Source organism: Dialister sp. CAG:357, assembly GCF_000435155.1.
Taxonomy (GTDB): Bacteria; Bacillota; Negativicutes; order Veillonellales; family Dialisteraceae; genus Dialister; species Dialister hominis.
In genome coordinates, this window is sequence record NZ_FR896466.1 from 1 (window position 1) to 20173 (window position 20173).

The window sequence follows — 20173 nt, forward strand, 5'->3', positions numbered from 1 at the left end:
ATTATTTTTATCCCACAAAAAAGCGTGAAGAGCCTCTTTTTTGATGGAGAATTCGGGAGTCCCTATGACAAGAAGCTGTCCCCGTCAGGGGAAAGTGGCGCCGTTAGGCGACGAAAGGGGTTCATTACCACGCAGCAGAGCTGCGGTTGTATGGTTTTCCTTCCGTCTTAAGCTGATTGTCTGTTTTTCAGATCCCGCAGATGCACCTTTAAAATGACTGGAAATCTTAAAATGTCAATGAAGCCTGATAAACACTGGCTTCATTGGAATTAAAAACACCACGAAATGTCCTATAAGCCTAAACAAAAGGCATATAATTGTTAGATAATCCTCTGACGGGATTTTCCAATACAAAAGAAGCTGTGGCAAAATGATTAACCATTTTGCCACAGCCCCCCTTCTTTTTTCTTTTTATTTGACTTCCTGAATGATCGGAAGGATCATCGGTCTGCGTTTGGTACGTTCGAAGAAGTACTTGCCGAGGGAGTCTCTGATCTGAGTCTTGATGGCGTTCCATTCGGTGACGTTGCCTGCTTCGCAGCGGTCGAGGATGGATTCGATGCGGTCTTTGGCTTCGGTCAGGAGGCCTTCGCTGTCTCTGACGTATACGAAGCCTCTGGAGACGATGTCCGGGCCTGCGAGGACCTGGTTGCTGCCTTTTTCGAGGGCGATGACGACGATGACGACGCCGTCCTGAGCAAGCTGCTGGCGGTCTCTGATGACGATGTTTCCTACGTCGCCTACGCCTAAGCCGTCAACGAATACGGCACCTGCCTGGACTTTGCCATTGATCTTCGCACTGCGGTTAGTGAGTTCGAAGACGGAGCCGTTTTCTCCGATGAGGATGTTCTGTTTCTTGACGCCAAGGCTTTCAGCGAGTTCTGCGTGGCTGCAGAGCATGCGGTATTCGCCATGGACGGGAATGAAGAATTTCGGATGGACGAGGGAGAGCATGGTTTTCAGGTCTTCCTGGGATCCGTGGCCGGAAACGTGGACGCGTGTGTTGTGGCTGGTGACGACGTGTGCGCCGAGACGCATGAGGTTGTCGATGGTGCGGCCTACGCTGTTTTCGTTGCCCGGGATCGGGGATGCAGAGATGATGACGGTGTCGCCGGCATGAATCTGTACCTGACGGTGGCTGCCGTCTGCCATGCGGGAGAGGCCTGCCATCGGTTCGCCCTGGCTTCCTGTGGTGAGGATGCAGATGCGGTCGTCTCTGTAGCGGTTAAGTTCTTCCGGTTCAATGAATGTGCCTTCCGGCGCTTTGAGGTAGCCCATTTCACGGGCGATGCCTACGACATTGACCATGGAACGGCCGAAGACGCAGACTTTTCTCTTGAATGCCAGAGCGGCATCGACTGCCATCTGGATACGGGATACGTTGGATGCGAATGTGGCAAGGATAATGCGGCCCTTGGCGTCGGCGTAGGAGCTCATGAGAGACTTGGCGACGACGGCTTCGGACGGGGTGTAGCCCGGGTTCTGTGCATTGGTGGAGTCAGCGCAGAGGGCAAGTACGCCTCTGTGGCCGAGCTCAGCCAGTTTGTACATGTCGGTCTGTTCTCCATCGACCGGTGAATGGTCGAATTTGAAGTCGCCCGTGTGGACGATGGTGCCGACCGGGGTCCTGAGGTAGATGCCGCAGGAATCCGGAATGGAATGGCAGACGTGGAAGAATCCGAATTTGAACGAACCGGCTTTGAATTCGTCCCCGGACTTCACGACGTGCAAATCAGCGTCATTGACTTTCGCTTCCTTGAGCTTGCCTTCGATGAGGCCGCAGGTGAGGCGTGTCGCATAGACTGGCGCTTTGACATCCCTTAAAAGATAAGACAGGGAGCCGATGTGATCTTCGTGACCATGGGTGATCAGAATCGCCTTGACCTTGTCTCTGTTCTCAATCAAATAGCTGAAATCGGGGATGACGATGTCAATCCCCGGCATGGTTTCATCAGGAAATGCCATGCCTGCATCAATTACGATAATTTCGTCGCCGTAACGGAAGACAGTCATGTTCTTTCCGATTTCCCCTAGTCCTCCTAAGGGAATAATTTGTAATCTGGTTTTGGACAAGAAAAATACCTCCTGTGTGATTTTGTTTCATGCATATGTGGTGTTCCGTATCATAAGCTGAATCAATCGATCAAAAAAACATTTTAAAAACTTATATAAATAAAAAAATAAGCCGTTCCATAGTCGTTACTCCTATTATAACACAAGGCATGCAGAGCGATAGTAGAAGAAAAATGAAATTGGAGATTCATTTTCATTCCCATCTGCGCAAATCTATACCCTTTTCGAAATTTCTGTCATGCGGATTTTTCCTGTTTTTATGTTAGAATAGAGGTATCACATTATAGGTTTACAGTAAAGGAGACAGTATGGGAGATTTCAAGGCAGGCAGCACCAACGCGGTCGTATTGGCAGGGATGTGTACGGCTCTGGCCGTAGTCCTTTCTATGATTGGGCTCTACATGCCGCTTTTTTCCACTATCGTATTTCTTTTGATCCCTCTTCCGATCGCATACCTGGGGATGCGCGAGGGGATCCAGTGGTCGGTCATCGTCACGAGCGGGATCCTGATCCTGGACTCGGTTTTCTTCGGCATCGTTTCTGCCGCTTTCCTCTGCGCGATTTTCGGGATTCTGGGCATCGTGATGGGGATCTGCTACAAGCATAAGATTGCGGCGTGGAAGGCGCTGATTGCAGGCGCCGTCGTCGTTCTCATCGCACTTGTCGCCGAAGGGCTGGCAGCGCTCTATGTCCTGGGGATTTCCTCTCCGATTTTAGGCGGGGAAGGTTTCACGCAGATGGAGCAGTCGATGAATGAGATGCTTCCGTCCTTCTATTCGGGCGAAGCGCTGACGCAGGCGCAGGAACGCGTCGATGTCATGATGGAATCCATCAGGAAATCCATTCCCTTTGCCATGGTGGCAGCGTCCTTCTTCTATTCCTGGGCGTCCATGACGCTTGGCAAGATGATTTTCCAGAAGATGGGCATCAAGGATATCCCGATGCTTCCGGCTCTGGAACGCTGGGAAATGCCAAGACCGGTTCTTTATGTGTACATCGCTGTCGTCGTGGCAGGATATTTCTTGAAGCCGCAGGGCATGATGGACTATGTCCTCTACAATGTGGAAGTCGGCTGCGTCCTGATCTTCTGGCTGCAGGGGCTTGCGACGCTCTGGTGGATGCCGCACAAGTATCCGAGGGTCCGTCCCTTCCGCGTGCTGATCGTTCTGCTGTCCTTCTTCGTGGGACTTTTCCAGATGATGATGGTCTTCCTTGGAATGGCGGATATGGCGGTCAACTACCGTAAAAAAAGAAATTATCAATAAGAAGTGGAGATGAAGGGGGCTGTCTTGTAGGAAACTATGGATCAGCGCCCTTTTATTTGCATTTGGGGTGCTTTTCGGGTACGATTATAGATATCAGAAGGGATAGGGAAACTATCCACGCTGGTATGAGCCGCGGCTCAAAAAGGTATAAAAGGGAGAAGCAAAATGCTCGGTGATATTTGGGTTTATAAGAAAACCAGCCGGATCTACGTGACGCTGCTGCTTTTGGCAGTCATCATGCTGGCGACCCAGAACTGGCAGCTCGGTGTCCTTCTTTTCATCATCGTCGCAGGATGCATCGTCTATACGAAACGGTGCGACCTCACGCAGGAAAAGAAGCTGATGAAGTACCTGGACGATCTGTCGGCTGGCGTGTCGGCCGGGACTGTCTATGCCGTCAAGAACCTGCCTGTCGGGATTGCGATGATGGACAGCGGCAAGGAGCTCGTCTGGACGAATGGCGTATTCCGGAGCTGGCTGGGAGATGATGCGCAGGAAGGCGCAAGTCTCCAGGACCTGATCACAGGTCAGAAAATTTCGAAAATATGGGGCAAGACCGGATGGTTCGACTGCCATGCCAATGGCACGTTCTTCCGCGTTTTCCATAAGTACGTGTCTGACACGGAAGGTATGGAAGACCCCTTCATGGTGCTCTACTTCATGGACCGCACCGATGTGGAAGTGGCTGTGCGCGAATGCGCTGACGCACGCCCTGTTTTCTGCATCATCCGCATCGACAACATGAGCGAAGTCACTTCCGAAATGACGGACGTGGAACGCTCCTCGCTTTCGAGCGATGTCACGGAAAAAGTCCTCTCTTACTTCAATGAGAGGGACGGGTTCATCAAGCAGTACAATAATACGGATTTCGTCGCATGCATTTCGCATAAGGCGCTTGTGGAAATGATGGAGCATAATTTCGATATCCTCGATACCGTACGTGCCATCCATACCGTCAACCGCATTCCTGTGACGCTTTCCATCGGCGTCGTGCAGATTGACGATACCTTTGCCAAACAGTATGACGAAGCGCAGGTTTCCTTAGACCTCGCTCTTGGCCGCGGCGGCGACCAGGCCATCGTCAGGATCGGCAAGGACACGAAAGCATTCGGCGGCAAGGCACCGACCTCTGTCAGCTCGACAAGAGTCAGGGTCAGAGTCGTTGCCCAGGCGCTCAAGGAAATCATCGAAGGCGCAGATCTCGTCCTCGTCATGGGACATAATCACGAAGACTTCGATGCGCTCGGATCCGCTGTGGGCGTCACCCACCTCGCGCGTTCCTCGCACATCGAGACGCATATCGTCCTTTCCAAGGAAAGAGACACCTGCCGCAAGATGGCAGAAGCCATCGAAAAGAGCGGCGAAGTCGAAGGCCTCATCATCGATGCCGGTGAAGCGAAGAGCCTTGTCACAGACAAGACCGTCCTCGTCGTCGTCGATACCCACATTCCGGAACTCGTGGCAGCGCCTGAGCTCCTGAAGAAGGTCAAGAAGAGAGTCGTTATCGACCATCACAGAAGAGCGAAGAGCATCATTGAAACGCCTCTTCTGACATACATGGAACCATCCGCATCGTCCGCATCCGAGCTCGTCACCGAACTCATCCAGTACTATGGCGGCGATGAGGAAATGAATGAAATCGAAGCATCCTGCCTCTATGCAGGCATCGTTGTCGACACGAAGAGCTTCACCGTGCAGACGAGCGTCCGCACCTTCGACGCGGCAAGTTACCTCCGCCGCTGCGGTGCGAACACGCAGCTCGTCCACAGGCTCTTTGCCGAAGACATCGGCTTCATCCAGAAGAAAGCGCAGATCCTTGCCCAGATGAAAATCGCCCACGGGTGCATCGCCGTTGCCGAATGCCCCAAGGACGCAGAAGAATCACAGATTCTGGCGGGACAAATTGCCGATTACCTTGTCACCGTGAAGGAAATCAGGGCCAGCTTCGTGTTCTACCACGCAGAAAAAGGTCTCTGCATCTCCGCCCGGTCTGACGGGTCCATCAATATGCAGGTCATCATGGAAGCCGTGGGAGGCGGCGGTCACCAGACCGTAGCCGGCGCCCAGGTCGGAGATGAAGCCGATCAGGAAGCCATCACCAAGACGCTCATCCAGGAGGCCGAAAAACAAATAGAGGAGGAAAAAGAATGAAAGTAGTATTACTGCAGGACGTCAAGAAAATGGGGAAAAAGGGAGACGTCATTGAAGTCTCCGACGGCTACGGCCGCAACGTACTCATCCGCAAAGGCCTCGGCGTAGAAGGCACACGCCAGAACCTCAATACAGCAGCACAGCGCCAGGAAGCCAAGGAATTTAAGAGCCAGGTCGCTGCCGATGAAGCAGTCATCATGGCTGCGCAGCTGAAGAAAGTCAAAGTCGTCATTAAAGTACAGTGCGGCGAAGACGGAAGAGTCTTCGGCTCCGTCACAGGAAAAGACATCAGCGAAGCCCTTCAGGCTCAGTACAAATTCAAACTCGACAAGAAAAACATCCGTCTCGAAAGCCCGATCAAAGCTACAGGCGAATACGATGTCGAAGTCTGGGTACACCAGAACGTCACCAGCACAGTACACGTTTCCGTTATTCCGGAATAATAAAGAGGGGCCTCGCAGGAGGTCCCTCTTTCTCTAGAAAGGAGAACTATTATGGCATTGGAAATTGGAAAGAAAGCGCCGGACTTCACCCTGCCCTCCGACAGCGGCAAAGATGTGTCCCTCTCCGACTACCTCGGAAAGAAAGTCATCCTTTACTTCTACCCGAAGGACAATACCTCCGGCTGCACACTCGAAGCACAGGCCTTCCGGACGCACCTTGCCGACTTCGAAAAACTCGGCTACGTCGTCCTTGGCGTCAGCCGCGACTCCGTCAAGAAGCACTGCAACTTCAGGGACAAGAACGAACTCAACTTCCCGCTTCTCTCGGATGCCGATGAAGTCGTCGTCAACCTTTACGGCGTCCTCAAGGAAAAGAGCATGTACGGCAAGAAATACATGGGCATCGAAAGATCCACCTTCATCATCGATGAAAAAGGAAATCTCGTAAAAGAATACCGTAAAGTCAAAGCAGCCTCCCACGTGGGGGACCTCTTGAAAGACCTCGTCGGGAAATAAGGAAAGCAAAAAAGGAGCTGGGAAACGGATTATCGTTTTCCTGCTCCTTTTATATTCCAAGGAAGGATATAATAAGTATAGAAAATACTTTAAGGGGGTGGCGGAAATTGATGAATGGTGATGTCAGAGATTTTGTAGATAGGATCCATTATGGTGACGAATTGGTTTTCATGTATAGAGGACAGAAATTCTTTTTGGAAGGTCTCTTTCAGGATGACAACAAATTCACGACTTATCTGGACCGCTGGGAACTTCCGGGAACTGATTATATCTGGGTTGGCAAAGGAGATAAAACCTACCCTGTGCAGGAATTTCTGATGGCCAGACTCTGGGATGGAAGAACCTTTTGGGAAGCGGAGTCTGAAAGGGAATGGGTTGATTACTAACAGCAGGGAACCCGGGCAGATATTGATTGCTATGCAAAAAAGAGGCTGGAGCGAAATGATATCACATTCCGCTCCAGCCTTTTTCTATTTCCTTAAATCCTTCTGATTGCCATCAGCGCCAGATTGAGCGCTGCATTTCTTGCTTCCCTGCCCCATGTGCGGACATCGTGGCTGACAGTGGCCAGGGTGTCTGTCGTGAAGAGGATTTCAGCAAATTCCTTATGTCTGAAACGGGCGCAGGCAGCGAGTGCGCTGCAGGCCATGTCGACGACCTGGCAGCCCTGCGCTTTCCTCATTTCCACCTTATTCCTTGTTTCACGGAAGAAGGCATCCGTCGTCCATGTCGTGCATGGCTCGACGGAAATGCCCAGGTCCATGAAAAGAGCTTCGATCTTGGAAAGGGGTTTCGGATCGAGCTCTATGAAATGGGAAGCCGGCATGTAGTGGGCCGACGTGCCCTCATCTCTATACGCCCTTTCGACAGGGAGAAACGTATTCTCCAACATGTCGACAAGCGTCCCGCAGCAGGAAATCATGAGCATTTCCTCGACGCCGTACGCAAAGAGCCTCTCCTGCGTGATGACGGAAGCAGGCGCGCCCAATGGCGCCTCCATGACAGCTACATCCTCGCCGTCATCATTGACGATCCAGATCGGGATATTCTTCATCGTCGTAGGCAGGTGGCCGATCAGTTTTCCTCCGCGGATCTCGATATAGCTTCCAATCCGCGCTTCGGAAAGGAAGGCATAGACAGCCCTTTCGGGCAGCTGCAGATCCAGTTTCTCATAATCCGGCGAAATCAGGCCCTCCGACGGATCAAATTCAGTATCCAGACTCATGATAGTGCCTCCTAAGCAGGCAAGGGGACTTCCCGTCCCTCTTCTTATTAGCATATACTTGTTTTATGTTATTATTATATCATTTTAGATAGAATCTCGTAATAAAATATTTCGAATCATATAAAGACTTCTTTTATTCAATCAATACTGAGGAGGGAGGGAGAGGCGGGGCCGCCACAGCCCCTTTTTTGATGCAGGGAGGATGATCCTGCGAGCGAGGCGAAATACTCGCCTTCCCAGACGGGGAAGTATGCCTTTGACCTTGCCCTGGAAGAGAAGGTCAAAGGCATCCATTTTTACAGTCCCTTTTCCTCTTGACTGAAGTCTGCTTTCACTTTTTATAATAAAGGAAAAGACTACTGAAGGAGGCTCTCATGAACGAATCAAAGGTACCTTACATCACACTTTCAGACGGCGGGATGATCCCGCAGCTTGGTTTTGGCACATGGACACTCAGGGATGATGCTGAAGATACGGTGGATACAGCCATCAAAGCAGGCTACCGTCTCATTGACACCGCATCCATGTATGGCAATGAAGAAGCCGTCGGCCGCGGCATCCGGAAGAGCGGCATCGACAGGGAATCCCTCTTCGTCACAACGAAGATCACGCCAAGTGAAATGAGCCAGCGCCCGCAGAGCCAGTGGATTGAAAAGAGCCTTGAAAGGCTCGACATCGGCTGGATCGACCTCATGCTCCTCCACTGGCCGGCAGCGAACGAAAAGTATCACAGAGAAACATGGGACGTTTTGGAAGAATACGCAGCCAAAGGCCTCATCAAGCACCTCGGCGTATCGAATTTCAACCCGCGCCAGATCGACGACCTCCTCATCCACGGCCATCTTCCGCCCGTCGTCAATCAGATCGAGCTCTATCCCTACCGCCAGCAGATCGGGAACGTCAAAGCAGACGGTGAAAGAAACATCGCCATCGAATGCTATTCCCCTTTGGCCGAAGGAAGAGCCGCCAAAGATCCCGTCCTTGAAGAAATCGCCAAAGCCCACGGAAAAACCGCCGCGCAGGTCACCCTCCGCTGGGAAATCCAGAAAGGTTTCATCACCATCCCCAAAGGCAGGAACCCCGCCCACATCCAGAGCAACATGGACATCTGGGACTTTGCGCTGACAGAAAAGGAAATGGAAACCATCGCCTCCCTCAACGAATACACCAGCACCGACCCCGAAGACTCACCGTGGTGAGACTGCCGAGGAGCATGCATTCTCGAGAGCGCCGCTAACACTTGCCTTCCCAGACGGGGAAAGGGAACCGCGTGCGGTGGATAGGGTTGATTATTGACAGCCGAAGGCTGGTTGTATGGTTTTCTGCTTTCCTATGACTCCGTACACTTGCATTAGATATTCTTTTAATCTTATCCCACCGCAAAAAGAGGCTGCAGAAATGATTGCACATTCCTGCAGCCTCTTTTTAATATTCCCTACACTTCCAAATCTTCAATTCTTTTTATGGTGTCTTCTCGAATTTCTCTGTATCCTGCGTGGCCGTCCTGACGGAAGAGGATGGCGCCCTTTCCTACTCTTTCTTCCGTGCTGACGTAAGCGCCGAAGAAGCCGGCGATGTCTTCGCCTGTCCAGAGGTAGAGGCGTACTTTATGGTTGACGTGGCTTGCCATTTCCTTTTCGGGGATGATTCTCGGCGCCTGGATTTCGCCGAGGCCGTCGTCATCGAGTTTCTTGAGACGGATGAGCCAGCGGCGGACGGAGCCGTTCCGCATGAATTCGGTGAGGCTTCCTCCGTAGGATTTCTCTGCTTCCACGGCCGCGACGAGAAGGGCCATGATGGTACGGGAGTCGAGGTTTCCGACTTCGGCTTCGCTCATGAATTTCGCGCTCCATGTAATGTGGGATTCCCAGAGGATATCGCGGAAGTCATCGAGTTTCAGTTCAGGATGAGCAGCTTTGAAATCTTCAATGGTCCTCATGAAGCTCTGGCCGGCAGCGGAGTAGGATGCTTCGATTTCCGCATCCTCGTCTTTCTTTCTGGCCGTGATAGCCCATGTGCCTACGCCCAGGCGGTCGAGGTCGTCGAGGTATCTTGTAATTTTTTGGAAAGCCCTGCCATGCCCGGCGGATTTCCTTCGTTTCTGTGCCAGCAACGTCTCGAAGCGGTCGACGACTTCGAGCATGTCTTCAGGTAGGCGGTGGCGGCATTCGGCTATGAGGTCGACGGGAATGATGTAGTAGGCCGATGCCATGGCGCCTGTCATCGCTCCGCTGGAGTCGGTATTGCCGCCTAAGAAAATGACGGTGCGGAGGGCGTCTTCAAAATTTTTGGATTCGAGGAAGGCAGTGATGGCTTGAGGAACCGTTTCCTTGCAGGATTCCTGATGTTCGTAGGTCTTGCGGATTTCTGCGCAGCTGCGGCTCAGGTCATAGCCGAAGATCCTCTGGACGTAGTCCTTGATTTCCTCTTTCGTCGAGCCTGTTCTTGCCATGTAGACGACGGAGGCGACGGCGTCGGCGCCTCGGATGCTGTCCGGATTGACGTGCGTCGTCATGGCGGAGAGGCGTGCCATTTTTCTTGTCTCGTCGATCGTGTCGTATAGCCAGCCGATGCAGGAAATGCTCATAGCCGCATCGACAGTATCGACGTCGAGGGGCTTGTGATCCTTGAAGAGCCAGCGGAGGTACTGCGCGCTGTAGCCTGCCTTGGGGTATTTCCTGCCCCAGCGCAGCATCGTCTCGGCGATGCATTTCTGGATCTCCTTGTCGCTTTCTCCTTCTGAATCCATCAGGGCTTCCACCACAGCGACTGTCATGACGGTATCATCGGTGTAGGTCGACTCCGCAGTAAAAAGCGGGAAATCCTTCGTCTTTTCACCCCTGTCGAACTCATAAGGCGCGCCGATCATATCGCCCAAAGCTGCTCCGTACATCGCACTGCCTCCTTCTGAAATGCGCTTGTCGCATCTCGATTGCACTCTATGTCATTTTAATCATAGCACGGAAAAGCGCCGGCTGCTCTTAGTTTATTTCTATATTTTCCCCTTATTTTTTAAGAAATTGATAACCTCCTGTTTGACTCATTCCTGCATAAAAAAAGAGCCCGAAACCAGGAAGATAGTTTCAGAGCTCTACTTGATGCCGGCAACGACGGTCGCGATGATGATGAGTGCCATGCCTGTCAGTTCGTACATGCCAAATGTCATGCTGAAGAGGAGGAAGGAAAAGATGACGGAGGAAACTGGTTCGAGCGCCGAGATGATGCTTCCTCTTGACGGAGAGACGTAGGCAACGCCGCCAAGGTAGAAGACGAAGGATAGGATGGTACCGAAAACGACGACGTAGGCAAATGCCAGAAGCGTGTTCGTATCGACGACGCCGGTGAAGGTGGTCATAAGCGTCACGGGCATGAGGACAAGAGATCCGAGGAACATGCCCCAGCCGACGACGACGGGCGCGCTGTATTTCAGGATGAGGCCGACCGGGGAAATCGTGTAAAGCGCGCAGGCAAAGGCGGAAAGGAGGCCCCAGAAGAGCGCCTCGGGAGGAAGCGCCAGAGACGTCAGGTCGCCGGCTGTCGCGATGAGGACCGTACCGACGATGGCGAAAACGGCACAGAAGACTTCCTTCCCCCGCGGAAGCCGTTTTTCACGCATGCAGTACCACATGATGATGAGGACCGGCATGATGTATTCGAGAACCGTCGCGGCCGCCGCGTTGCTGACCTTGATGCAGGCGAAGTAGCAATACTGCGTCCCCAGCATGCCGAGGCATCCGAAGATGATGAGCCGCAGCCTTTCGGCTGAACTTTTCCAGACGGAAACAATGTCCTTCCCCATCAGATGGGAAATAAGAAGGAGGAGCGATCCGGCAACGAAGAGACGGAAGAATGTCAGCCACTCCGGAGATATGCCCTGCCCCTGCAGAATGTACTGCCCTGCGATGCCGCTGGAACCCCAGAGAATGGAACCTGCAGCGACGAGCAGCACGCCGTGACTGGATAAATTTGCCATGATCTCCCTCCTTTCGTTTTGTCTTATCATTGTAGCACGGAAACAATTTTTGAAAAAACCCGCAAAGGGATGGAAAATTTCCTTTCCAAAAAAGTGTCACGAAATGCGGCCCCCGCGCATTTGCGGAATCGTCAAATTCGATGCCCCTTCCCATTTATTTAGGGACTGCCGCGCTCCTGTGGAGCAGGGTATTTTCGCCGCTTTTCCCTGTTTTCTCTTCCTCAGTCTCTCCTGCACCTATGATTAAATGTTTTCAATATGTAGAACATTATTTCTTTTTTGCATTTGACTCAGTTTTTGATTCTGCCTATACTGTGGATAGAGGCAAAGGCAAAGCCCTCTGTCTCCTGCACTTAGCCGGCGGACCCTTACTAATGTCTGCACATATACCCCAATATTTGCGGTACTTCTAATTGTTTTCACTGCTTTCGTTCTTCTCAAGATTTTTTTCATTTGATCGTAGTATGAAAATATGCCTCTTGAATGAATCGTAGTGACACAGTAAGGAAAAATCCCCTCCATCCGCCGGCAATTCAAAATAGGACTCTTACCCAAGGAGAGTCCGGAAAATCCCCGCCGCCCGCACGACGGGGATTTTTCCTGCCCGTTTATCATACCTCGTAGCAGGGTATTGTATGAGCGTAGTATAATGAGGAGTAATGTCCGAGGGGAATTTCTCCTCCATTTTCCCATAAGAAAGCAAGCCAAATGGCTGCCATAAGGAGTCAAATTATATGCGTATCGCTATTATCGGAGCGGGGCATCTGGGCTATATTATCGCGGAATTTCTTTCCAACGAGCAGTATGACGTCGTCGTCGTCGATTCGGATGAATCGAAGCTGGATGCGATCCGCGACGCGCTGGACGTACTGACGATCCATGCCGACGGCACGAGCCCGTCTTTCATGCGTGACGAAGATATGAAAGGCACGGATATCGTCGTCGCCGTCACCGCCATCGATGAAGTGAACATCATCGCCTGCATCCTCGCCAAGAAGAACGGCATCCCCCATACCATCGCGCGTATCAGGGACCCGAAGTTCCTTGCCGAACCGCCGTCCTACATCAGAGAAAATTTCGACATCGACCTTCTCTTAAGTCCTGAGCTCATCACCGCGCGTGAAATCAACCGCATCCTGATGACGCCTTCGGCACTGAATGTCGAAGACTTCGCAGAAGGCAAGGTACGCCTCATGGAAACGAAACTGGGACCGCGTTCCCCGCTTCTCCATATCCCGCTGAAGGATCTGCGCCTGCCGCAGTCTGTCCTGATCGCTATGATTTTCCGCGATCACAGGATGATCATCCCTCACGGCAATGACGTGCTGCTGCCGCTCGATAACGTCTATTTCCTGGGAAATCCGGAAACTGTCGCCGAGCTTCCGCAGAATGTCGGGGCCGCCAATTACCAGCACCGCATCCGCCGCGCTCTCATCATCGGGGCCGGCCGCACGGGGCAGATTCTCGCCCCCATGCTGGAAGAACAGGGCATTTCCGTCAAAGTCATCGATAACGACAGGGACCACTGCCGCCTCGTCGCTTCCCGCCTGAAGAAGGGCATCGTCCTTTACGGCGACGGGACCGACATCGATCTTCTGAAGCAGGAAGGCGTTGAGGATGCGGATATCGTCATCTGTATCACAAGCGACGAACGCCTGAATATGATGATGGCGCTCCTGGCCAAGCACCTCGGCGCCCGCCAGACCATCGTCCGCGTCGTCCGCACCGAGTACGTCGCCCTCATGCAGCAGGTCGGCGTCGACATCGTCCTTGCGACCAGGCTTCTGGCTGCCGGCGAAGTCCTCTCCTTCGTACGAAGCGGTTCCATCGAACGCGTCAGCCTCCTCGAAGGTGCGTGCGTCCAGGCTGCCGAAGTCATCGTGCAGGAAGGCTCTCCGCTCGACGGACGCCGCCTGATGGACGTCGATCTTCCGAAGGGCTGCCTCATCGGCACGTACGTCCGTGACGGCAAAGCCTTCATCCCTGACGGCCGCTCTGCCCTCCATGCCGGAGACAGGGCCATCGTCATCGTCGAAGCCGACCAGGCCTCCGACGTCCTTTCCTTCTTCAAAGGCGGGGATTAAGCAATGAATCTTAAAGTCATTTACACCATGCTTTCCCGCATCATGCTCGTCAGCGGGGCTATGGTGGCGCTGCCTCTGGCCATTTCCCTCATCATGGGAGGCCCGATCCTCGCCTTCATCTTCTCCATGGCCGTCGCGGGTCTTGCAAGCGTGGTTCTCAAAAAAAGAGGCGTCGCGCAGGAAAACAGCCTGACGCCCAGAGAAGGCACGGCCATCACCGCGCTCTCCTGGCTCTTCGTCTCGCTCCTCTTCGCGCTGCCTTATATATTCAGCGGAACACTGGGGCCCCTGGACAGCCTCGTCGAAAGCATCTCCGGCCTCACCGGCACCGGCGCGACCGTCATCGACGACCTTGGCGCTGTCCCGCAGAGCATCCTCTTCTTCCGCGCCATGACGCACTGGCTGGGAGGCCTCGGCATCATCGTCATCTTCGTCGCCATCTTCCCGCAGATCGGGCGCGGCAGTGCGAAGATGGTCAATGCGGAAAGCACCGGCCCCACCTCCTCGAAAGCCCTTCCAAGGATCAAGGAGACAGCCTCTGCCCTCTTCACCGTCTACCTCATTTTCACGATTGCTGCCGCCGCGGCCTACATGCTCTGCGGCCTCACCTTCCTTGATGCGATAGACACGTCGTTCTCGACGATTGCGACCGGCGGCTTCTCCACGAAGGACGCCAGCATCGCCTACTATAACAACCCCGTCCTTGAGCTCGTCATCGCTTTCTTCATGATCATCTCGAGCGCCAACTTCGGGATTTACGTCGAAGCAAGGAAACGCGGCCTTTCCGCCATTACCGGCGATATGGAATTCCGCACCTACATCGGCATCGTCCTGGCAGCGACGGTCCTTATGACGATTTCCTTAGTCCTTCAGGGAAATTACGGATTCGTGGAAGCACTCCGTGAGACCTTCTTCCAGTCCGCCTCCCTTTCCTCGACGACAGGTTTCGTCTCTGCGGACTTCGACCAGTGGCCGTCCTTTGCGAAATTCATCATCCTGCTCATTATCATCGTGGGCGGTTGCGGAGGTTCTACCGCAGGCGGCCTGAAAGTCATCCGCCTCATCCTCCTCGTGAAGAGCTTCACCTCGATTCTGAAGCTCCACATCCACCCGAGAGCCGTCCTCCACGTCACCGTATCCCACGAAAGATACTCCCAGGACACCATATTCCGCGTCCTCTGCTTCTTCTTCATCTACATGGCCCTCTCCACACTCTGGGCCGCATGCATGATGATGGACGGAGTCGCCTTCATGGACGCCATCGGAGTCTCCTTCTCCACCATGTCCAACGCAGGCCCGGCCTTCGGCCAGTTCGGAGCCACCTGTACCTACTCGGCACTCCCCGATTTCAGCAAATTCGTCGTCTGCCTCTCCATGCTCTTCGGCAGACTCGAATCCGTCACACTCCTTGCCATCTTCATCCCTTCCTTCTGGAAAAAGAGCGGATGGTAAGAAAAATGAAAAGGGCTGTGGTAAATGGATAATCATTTATCACAGTCCTTTTTGATGAAAGAAATTATCAGATTTCTTTACATTTCCTTTTGACAAAGTCTATTATTGTCACACTAAAAGTTATAATTAGGATAAGAAGGAAAAATGCATGACACAGATGAATCCTTCTTAAAGATAATCATACGTTGATGAAGAAGGGATGAAGGAAATGAAGTACGGAGTATCGGGGACAGGCGATGTGGGACATGTCATCGCAAGCAAATTAATCGACCTCGGCCATGAAGTCATGATGGGTGCCAGAAGTGCATCGAGCGAAAAAGCGCAGAAATGGGCTGAAGAACATGGCAGCCATGCCTATTACGGAACATTTGAAGATGCTGCCAAATTCGGGGAACGCGTCTTCAACTGCACGCAGGGAATTCATGCTATCGAAGCACTGGAACTGGCAGGAAAAGATCACCTCAATGGAAAAATTCTGATTGACACTTCGAATCCATTCCACTATGAAGACGGCCATATTTCCCTTGATCCTAAGTACAGCGGAAACACAAGCCTTGGCGAAGAAATCCAGAAATTTCTCCCAGAGACCAGAGTGGTAAAAACCCTGAACTACATCGGCAGCTCCATGATGGATTTCAATTATGATGATAATGACTCTGACTATGCTCCCTTTACTGCTTTCTACTGCGGCAACGACTCTGATGCCAAGAGGGAGACAGCCATACTCCTCTATGACTTCGGCTGGCGAGACCTCCTGGATATCGGAGACATTTCCATGTCCCGCTATACGGAGATGCTGGGCGCTTTTTGGGTACCGCTCTATAAGAAATTTAATTCCATGAAATGGGGCTTCGCATTATCCAGAAACTTTGAGAAAACGCCGGAAAAAATTGCCTTATCAAGAGGATACCTGGGAGCAAAGCCTACGGGGAAAAAATGGCATGGTCACGAGATCTATATACCGATTCCCAATCCCGCACATAAACAGCCGGAAGGCATCAATATGAAACAATATATCCTTGATGGTGATGGCACAAATAATATTTGTACAGATCTGCAAGGTGATATGACTAAAGCTCTTAATGATGAAAATTAAGTGAACGAAACAAAATAGAGTAAAAGAACACCGCTGCATGACTTGGAATGAGCCATACAGCGGTGCTTTTTTAGTATCCTTCGCCTTACCGGATATTCAATTCTTTAATCAGTGCCTGCTGGAGGACATTTGAGAAATTGACGCTTTTTTCCTGCGCCATCGTATCAAGCCACTGCGGGATGCTCAGCGTCTTCTTGATGGCTTTTGTATCGTACTTTCTCCGATACGCCAGTGTATCCGCTTTGACCAAAGTGACGATATCATCTTTGTTTTCTTTATGCACCTTATTGATTGGCGTCGGAGACGGTGCTGAAATGTGATTTTCTTCCATATCCCAGAGCATCAATGTCAGTGCATCTTCTGCCATCTCGCAGCATTCCTGAATCGTTTCTCCCTGAGAAAGACAGCCCTCTATATCCGGAAAGAAAATCGTATACCCGCCCTCCGGTTCAGCATGAAAAACAGCTGGATAAACATATTTCATGAGAATCCCTCCATCGCACCATTTTCTTTATTATATACGTAATCATACGTATCGAAAACAGGATGAATCCTCTCAGGATATCATCATCCGCCCCGCTTAAACATTTCTTTGCCTGAATTAAAGAAAATTTTAGGAATTGTTTGCATTGAGTCAATCACCTCATGGTATCTTTATTTCATCGAGGTGATTACCATATTTGCACTGAACAATTTTGATATAGGAGTCCTGTACCTGATCCAGGACTCCCTCCGCTCGCCGATTCTGACGAGCTTTCTGGAATTCATGACTGACCTGGGGAATAACGGCTATGTCTGGATCGCCCTTGCCGTCCTTCTGATGACCATCAGGAAATGCAGAAAAGCAGGACTTACGACGATGCTCGCGCTTGTCATCAATGTCATTCTTGCCAACGGCATCCTGAAGCACCTGGTCCAGCGTCCCCGCCCCTTTGACACCTACGGCGGCCTTCAGGTCCTGATCCACCGCCCGGCCGACTGGTCCTTCCCGTCCGGCCATGCATCAGCGTCCTTCGCTGCTGCTTTCGTCCTCTACCATTACCTGCCGAAGAAATTCAGCATTGTTATGTTCGTTCTCGCCGCGCTCATCTCCTTCTCGAGACTTTACCTCGGCGTCCACTATCCCACCGACGTCTTCGCCGGCGTATTCGTCGGATACTTCTCCGCATGGCTCTCTGAAAAGATCACCGGCTTCTTCGGCAAAGACACAGGAACCAAAGTCACCGCCATCATGGCCAAACGCCCCGGCAGGAAATCTGCCGAGAATGCGTGACCATTTTATCGCATAGATGATTAATTCCAACCCCTCCGAAAAAAGGAACCGTGAAAGAAAGCGATACCTTCACAGCTCCTTTTTTCAATGCAGGAAACCCCTCCCATATTTAAACAAAATTTTATCGTTTATTAGATTTTCAGAAAGCACCTCATGATATACTTAAAATGACGAAACGAGGTGATGGCAGATGTTCGCTTTTGATAACTTTGAAATAGGCGCGCTTTACCTGATTCAGGACTTCATGCGCACTCCGAAGCTGACGGATTTCCTGGAATCCATGACGGATCTGGGAAATGCGGGCTTCATCTGGCTGGCTCTCGCCATCGTCCTCATCTGCACGAAGAAATACAGGAAGGTCGGGTATGCCACTTTTCTATCCCTGGCAATGAACCTCATCCTGACGAACGGCATCCTGAAGCATATTTTCAAAAGGGCCCGCCCCTTTGACACGTATCCGGATCTGCAGCCGCTCATCCATGAGCCGACGGACTGGTCGTTCCCATCCGGCCATTCCTCTGCTTCCTTTGCCGCTGCTTTCGTCCTCTACCATTACATGCCGAAGAAATTCAGCATTCCTGCGCTCATCCTCGCCACGCTCATCGCCTTCTCGAGGCTTTACCTTGGCGTCCACTACCCCAGCGACGTCATCGGAGGCGCCGCAATCGGCTACCTCACCGCCTGGGCGTCTGAAAAATTCATGACCTACACGGAGAAAAAAACGGGCGCGAAATCGCAGAATCTGGCTCATAAGAAAAAGGCAGAAAGCGCATGAATTTCCACTACCATCCAATTCATGAAAAGAAGCCGTAAAGAGACAAAAAATCCCGTCCTTTACGGCTTTTTTCATGTCTATTCTTCCTGCGTCTGACACCCATTTCAAACTTCATAAAAACTTTAAAATCTATTATATTTCATGAAAAGAATTCCATGTATATTATAGCCAGGCGAAAGCAAAGGAGCCTAAAAGGAAATAAGGCATCATCCGGAATACCCCGGAGCACCTCCCTGGAACCTGCCTGCGGCGCCATATCGCAGGTCGCTTCTCTTTCGCTGATACATTCCACAGCCAAATGTTTTGAAGGCCGTTAACTTCTGCCAGCACCACCTTCCGCAGGCAGGAGCCTTCCCAATTGTCCGGCGCGCCCACGCCCAGGACACGGCCGAAAGAATCAACTGGCTGGATCCATCCTATGGTCCGGACTCCCGAACGCCGGACCTGGAGAGACAGGTGCTCCCACATTTCCTGTCTCTCCGTATCACTCTTTTTCCAAACTACCTTTCAAAAACGAAAACGGACCCTGTTTCTGGAGTTTCCACCAGAGCAGGGTCCGTTTTCAATTGTTTATTCTTCAATATAAGCACCGAGAAGGTTGTCTATATCCGTCTTCGCATAGACATCGGCATCAGCCACGATGTCCCATTCGCCATTCATCATGCACCAGATCGTGAGGACGCCGAAGAAATGGCTCATCAGCAGTTTGGAGAGCATATCGAGCGGGGCATCTGCACGGAGCTCGCCTTTTCCCTTGCCAAGGCCGGTCACGAAGATATCCATGACCGTATTGCGGATGCCGTCGAGGCATTCCCTCGTCCGGGAATCCGGCGTTTCCGCCTCCATCGTTTCCTTCATCCACTGGCGCACCAGGCGCACGCCCGACCAGGAAGCATCCTTGTAAAGCTCGATGAAGTAGTAAAGGCAGCGTTCCCTGACGTCTCCGTCATAATCGATCGCCTTCTTGATGATGGTCTGGATTGACTGGAAGGAAAGCTCCGCCACGACCTCTTCCTTGCATTCGAAATAGTGGTAGAATGTACCCTTCGCCACGCCGCTGTCTTTTGTGATATCCTCTACAGACACGTGGTCAAATCCTCTCTCACTAATCAGCCGTCTTGCGGATTCCAAGAGCCTTGAACGCGTCTTTTCCGCCTTCTTCGTTAAAGCCATGATGCCTCCTCACTGTCACTAAGCATACTATTTCTTACAGTATACTGAAAAAGCATTTGTCTTGCAATAACTTATGGTCAATTTCTATATCCGGTCACTTCCCTGTCAGGAAAACGCATCGTTTCTATTTCGATAAAAATCATAATAGATTGCGAAAATGCCAACCTTGAATACTCCCTATTTCCTTGAGAGCCATCCTCATTCAATGCTATACTTGAATTACCCGGCAGCGGGAAATCCCGCGATCTGCCGTTTTTCGAATCAATAGATTCCGAGTACTGAGAGGATGTGTCCATATGGGAACAAGAAACGTACCGCCGTTCCGCAATGACGTCGTAGGAAGCTTCCTGCGTCCACAAGTCATTCATGAAGCGCGCCGCAATCTGGAAGCAGGCAAAATCACAGCTTCCGAACTTCGCCAAATCGAAGACGAAGAAATCAAGAAACTTGTCGCCAAGGAAATCGAAAATGGTCTCCATGCCGTGACCGACGGAGAATTCCGCCGCACTTACTGGCATCTGGACTTCCTTGAAAACCTTGAAGGAGTAGAAAAGGTCAAGGCCGAAGAATGGTCCGTCCATTTCAAAGGCCACCAACCCAAAGCCGCTACCGTGAAAATCACCGGCAAAATCGGCTTCGGCGATCACCCCTTCGTCAAAGACTTCGAATATCTG

17 protein-coding genes and 1 pseudogene are annotated in these 20173 nt (G+C 51.7%); 12 read left to right on the plus strand and 6 right to left on the minus strand.

Translation table 11 applies throughout. The annotated features are described in order from the left end of the window. Window positions 1–411 precede the first annotated feature (411 nt). Window positions 412–2073 carry a ribonuclease J gene (locus M3200_RS08205; RefSeq protein ID WP_022383046.1) on the minus strand — a complete coding sequence of 554 codons (1662 nt, stop codon included), beginning with the start codon at window positions 2071–2073 and terminating at the stop codon, window positions 412–414. A gap of 308 nt (window positions 2074–2381) precedes the next feature. Between M3200_RS08205 and M3200_RS08210 the strand changes: the two genes are divergently transcribed. The 5 genes from M3200_RS08210 (at window position 2382) to M3200_RS08230 (ending at window position 6834) form a co-directional block, all read left to right on the plus strand. Beyond that, window positions 2382–3338: a YybS family protein gene (locus M3200_RS08210; RefSeq protein ID WP_022383047.1), complete on the plus strand. Its 957-nt coding sequence runs from the start codon at window positions 2382–2384 to the stop codon at window positions 3336–3338. A 165-nt stretch (window positions 3339–3503) separates the two neighbouring features. Continuing rightward, window positions 3504–5489: a DHH family phosphoesterase gene (locus M3200_RS08215; protein ID WP_022383048.1), complete on the plus strand. Its 1986-nt coding sequence runs from the start codon at window positions 3504–3506 to the stop codon at window positions 5487–5489. Next, entirely contained in the window at window positions 5486–5932 is a 447-nt protein-coding gene (gene rplI / locus M3200_RS08220) for a 50S ribosomal protein L9 (RefSeq protein ID WP_022383049.1), read from the plus strand. Before M3200_RS08215 ends, rplI begins: the two co-directional genes overlap by 4 nt. A 51-nt stretch (window positions 5933–5983) precedes the next feature. Then, entirely contained in the window at window positions 5984–6448 is a 465-nt protein-coding gene (gene bcp / locus M3200_RS08225) for a thioredoxin-dependent thiol peroxidase (RefSeq protein ID WP_022383050.1), read from the plus strand. A 107-nt stretch (window positions 6449–6555) separates the two neighbouring features. Then, entirely contained in the window at window positions 6556–6834 is a 279-nt protein-coding gene (locus M3200_RS08230) for a hypothetical protein (RefSeq protein WP_287537370.1), read from the plus strand. A gap of 92 nt (window positions 6835–6926) precedes the next feature. Here M3200_RS08230 and M3200_RS08235 read toward each other — a convergent pair whose 3' ends face one another. Continuing rightward, on the minus strand, window positions 6927–7673 hold the full coding sequence (locus M3200_RS08235) for a nucleoside phosphorylase (RefSeq protein WP_022383052.1): 747 nt from the start codon (window positions 7671–7673) through the stop codon (window positions 6927–6929). A 374-nt stretch (window positions 7674–8047) separates the two neighbouring features. Between M3200_RS08235 and M3200_RS08240 the strand changes: the two genes are divergently transcribed. Continuing rightward, on the plus strand, window positions 8048–8872 hold the full coding sequence (locus tag M3200_RS08240) for an aldo/keto reductase (RefSeq protein WP_022383053.1): 825 nt from the start codon (window positions 8048–8050) through the stop codon (window positions 8870–8872). A 236-nt stretch (window positions 8873–9108) separates the two neighbouring features. Here M3200_RS08240 and M3200_RS08245 read toward each other — a convergent pair whose 3' ends face one another. After that, the gene (locus M3200_RS08245; RefSeq protein ID WP_022383054.1) at window positions 9109–10566 is read right to left on the minus strand and encodes an ADP-ribosylglycohydrolase family protein; all 1458 of its coding nucleotides are present in this window, start codon (window positions 10564–10566) and stop codon (window positions 9109–9111) included. Window positions 10567–10764: 198 nt separating this feature from the next. After that, entirely contained in the window at window positions 10765–11646 is an 882-nt protein-coding gene (locus M3200_RS08250) for a DMT family transporter (RefSeq protein ID WP_022383055.1), read from the minus strand. Between the two features lie 734 nt (window positions 11647–12380). Between M3200_RS08250 and trkA the strand changes: the two genes are divergently transcribed. The 3 genes from trkA (at window position 12381) to M3200_RS08265 (ending at window position 16278) form a co-directional block, all read left to right on the plus strand. After that, the gene (gene trkA / locus M3200_RS08255; protein ID WP_022383056.1) at window positions 12381–13730 is read left to right on the plus strand and encodes a Trk system potassium transporter TrkA; all 1350 of its coding nucleotides are present in this window, start codon (window positions 12381–12383) and stop codon (window positions 13728–13730) included. Between the two features lie 3 nt (window positions 13731–13733). Beyond that, window positions 13734–15182 (plus strand): TrkH family potassium uptake protein, encoded by a 1449-nt coding sequence (locus M3200_RS08260; protein ID WP_022383057.1) that lies wholly within the window; start codon window positions 13734–13736, stop codon window positions 15180–15182. A gap of 208 nt (window positions 15183–15390) precedes the next feature. Next, complete coding sequence (locus tag M3200_RS08265; protein WP_022383058.1) at window positions 15391–16278, plus strand: NADPH-dependent F420 reductase; 888 nt, start codon at window positions 15391–15393, stop codon at window positions 16276–16278. 85 nt (window positions 16279–16363) lie between these two features. On the opposite strand, the gene M3200_RS08270 is transcribed toward M3200_RS08265, so the two are convergent. Continuing rightward, window positions 16364–16762, minus strand: coding sequence for a type II toxin-antitoxin system HicB family antitoxin (locus M3200_RS08270; RefSeq protein ID WP_022383059.1), 399 nt, complete (start codon window positions 16760–16762; stop codon window positions 16364–16366). A 183-nt stretch (window positions 16763–16945) separates the two neighbouring features. On the opposite strand from M3200_RS08270, the gene M3200_RS08275 reads away from it, so the two are divergent. Then, window positions 16946–17551: a phosphatase PAP2 family protein gene (locus M3200_RS08275; protein WP_198419602.1), complete on the plus strand. Its 606-nt coding sequence runs from the start codon at window positions 16946–16948 to the stop codon at window positions 17549–17551. Window positions 17552–17741: 190 nt separating this feature from the next. Beyond that, window positions 17742–18326, plus strand: coding sequence for a phosphatase PAP2 family protein (locus M3200_RS08280; RefSeq protein ID WP_022383061.1), 585 nt, complete (start codon window positions 17742–17744; stop codon window positions 18324–18326). A gap of 570 nt (window positions 18327–18896) precedes the next feature. Here the strand turns inward: M3200_RS08280 and M3200_RS08285 are convergent. Beyond that, the gene (locus M3200_RS08285) at window positions 18897–19499 is read right to left on the minus strand and encodes a TetR/AcrR family transcriptional regulator (protein WP_022383063.1); all 603 of its coding nucleotides are present in this window, start codon (window positions 19497–19499) and stop codon (window positions 18897–18899) included. A gap of 296 nt (window positions 19500–19795) precedes the next feature. On the opposite strand from M3200_RS08285, the pseudogene M3200_RS08290 reads away from it, so the two are divergent. Further along, window positions 19796–20173 (plus strand): annotated as a pseudogene (locus M3200_RS08290) (5-methyltetrahydropteroyltriglutamate--homocysteine S-methyltransferase); the annotation flags it as partial.

Coding starts and splice junctions, on each gene's coding strand:
- M3200_RS08210 (WP_022383047.1), top strand. CDS start 2,382: ATGGGAGATTTCAAGGCAGGCAGCACCAACGCGGTCGTATTGGCAGGG.
- M3200_RS08215 (WP_022383048.1), top strand. CDS start 3,504: ATGCTCGGTGATATTTGGGTTTATAAGAAAACCAGCCGGATCTACGTG.
- rplI (WP_022383049.1), top strand. CDS start 5,486: ATGAAAGTAGTATTACTGCAGGACGTCAAGAAAATGGGGAAAAAGGGA.
- bcp (WP_022383050.1), top strand. CDS start 5,984: ATGGCATTGGAAATTGGAAAGAAAGCGCCGGACTTCACCCTGCCCTCC.
- M3200_RS08235 (WP_022383052.1), bottom strand. CDS start 7,673: ATGAGTCTGGATACTGAATTTGATCCGTCGGAGGGCCTGATTTCGCCG.
- M3200_RS08240 (WP_022383053.1), top strand. CDS start 8,048: ATGAACGAATCAAAGGTACCTTACATCACACTTTCAGACGGCGGGATG.
- M3200_RS08245 (WP_022383054.1), bottom strand. CDS start 10,566: ATGTACGGAGCAGCTTTGGGCGATATGATCGGCGCGCCTTATGAGTTC.
- M3200_RS08250 (WP_022383055.1), bottom strand. CDS start 11,646: ATGGCAAATTTATCCAGTCACGGCGTGCTGCTCGTCGCTGCAGGTTCC.
- trkA (WP_022383056.1), top strand. CDS start 12,381: ATGCGTATCGCTATTATCGGAGCGGGGCATCTGGGCTATATTATCGCG.
- M3200_RS08260 (WP_022383057.1), top strand. CDS start 13,734: ATGAATCTTAAAGTCATTTACACCATGCTTTCCCGCATCATGCTCGTC.
- M3200_RS08265 (WP_022383058.1), top strand. CDS start 15,391: ATGAAGTACGGAGTATCGGGGACAGGCGATGTGGGACATGTCATCGCA.
- M3200_RS08270 (WP_022383059.1), bottom strand. CDS start 16,762: ATGAAATATGTTTATCCAGCTGTTTTTCATGCTGAACCGGAGGGCGGG.
- M3200_RS08280 (WP_022383061.1), top strand. CDS start 17,742: ATGTTCGCTTTTGATAACTTTGAAATAGGCGCGCTTTACCTGATTCAG.
- M3200_RS08285 (WP_022383063.1), bottom strand. CDS start 19,499: ATGGCTTTAACGAAGAAGGCGGAAAAGACGCGTTCAAGGCTCTTGGAA.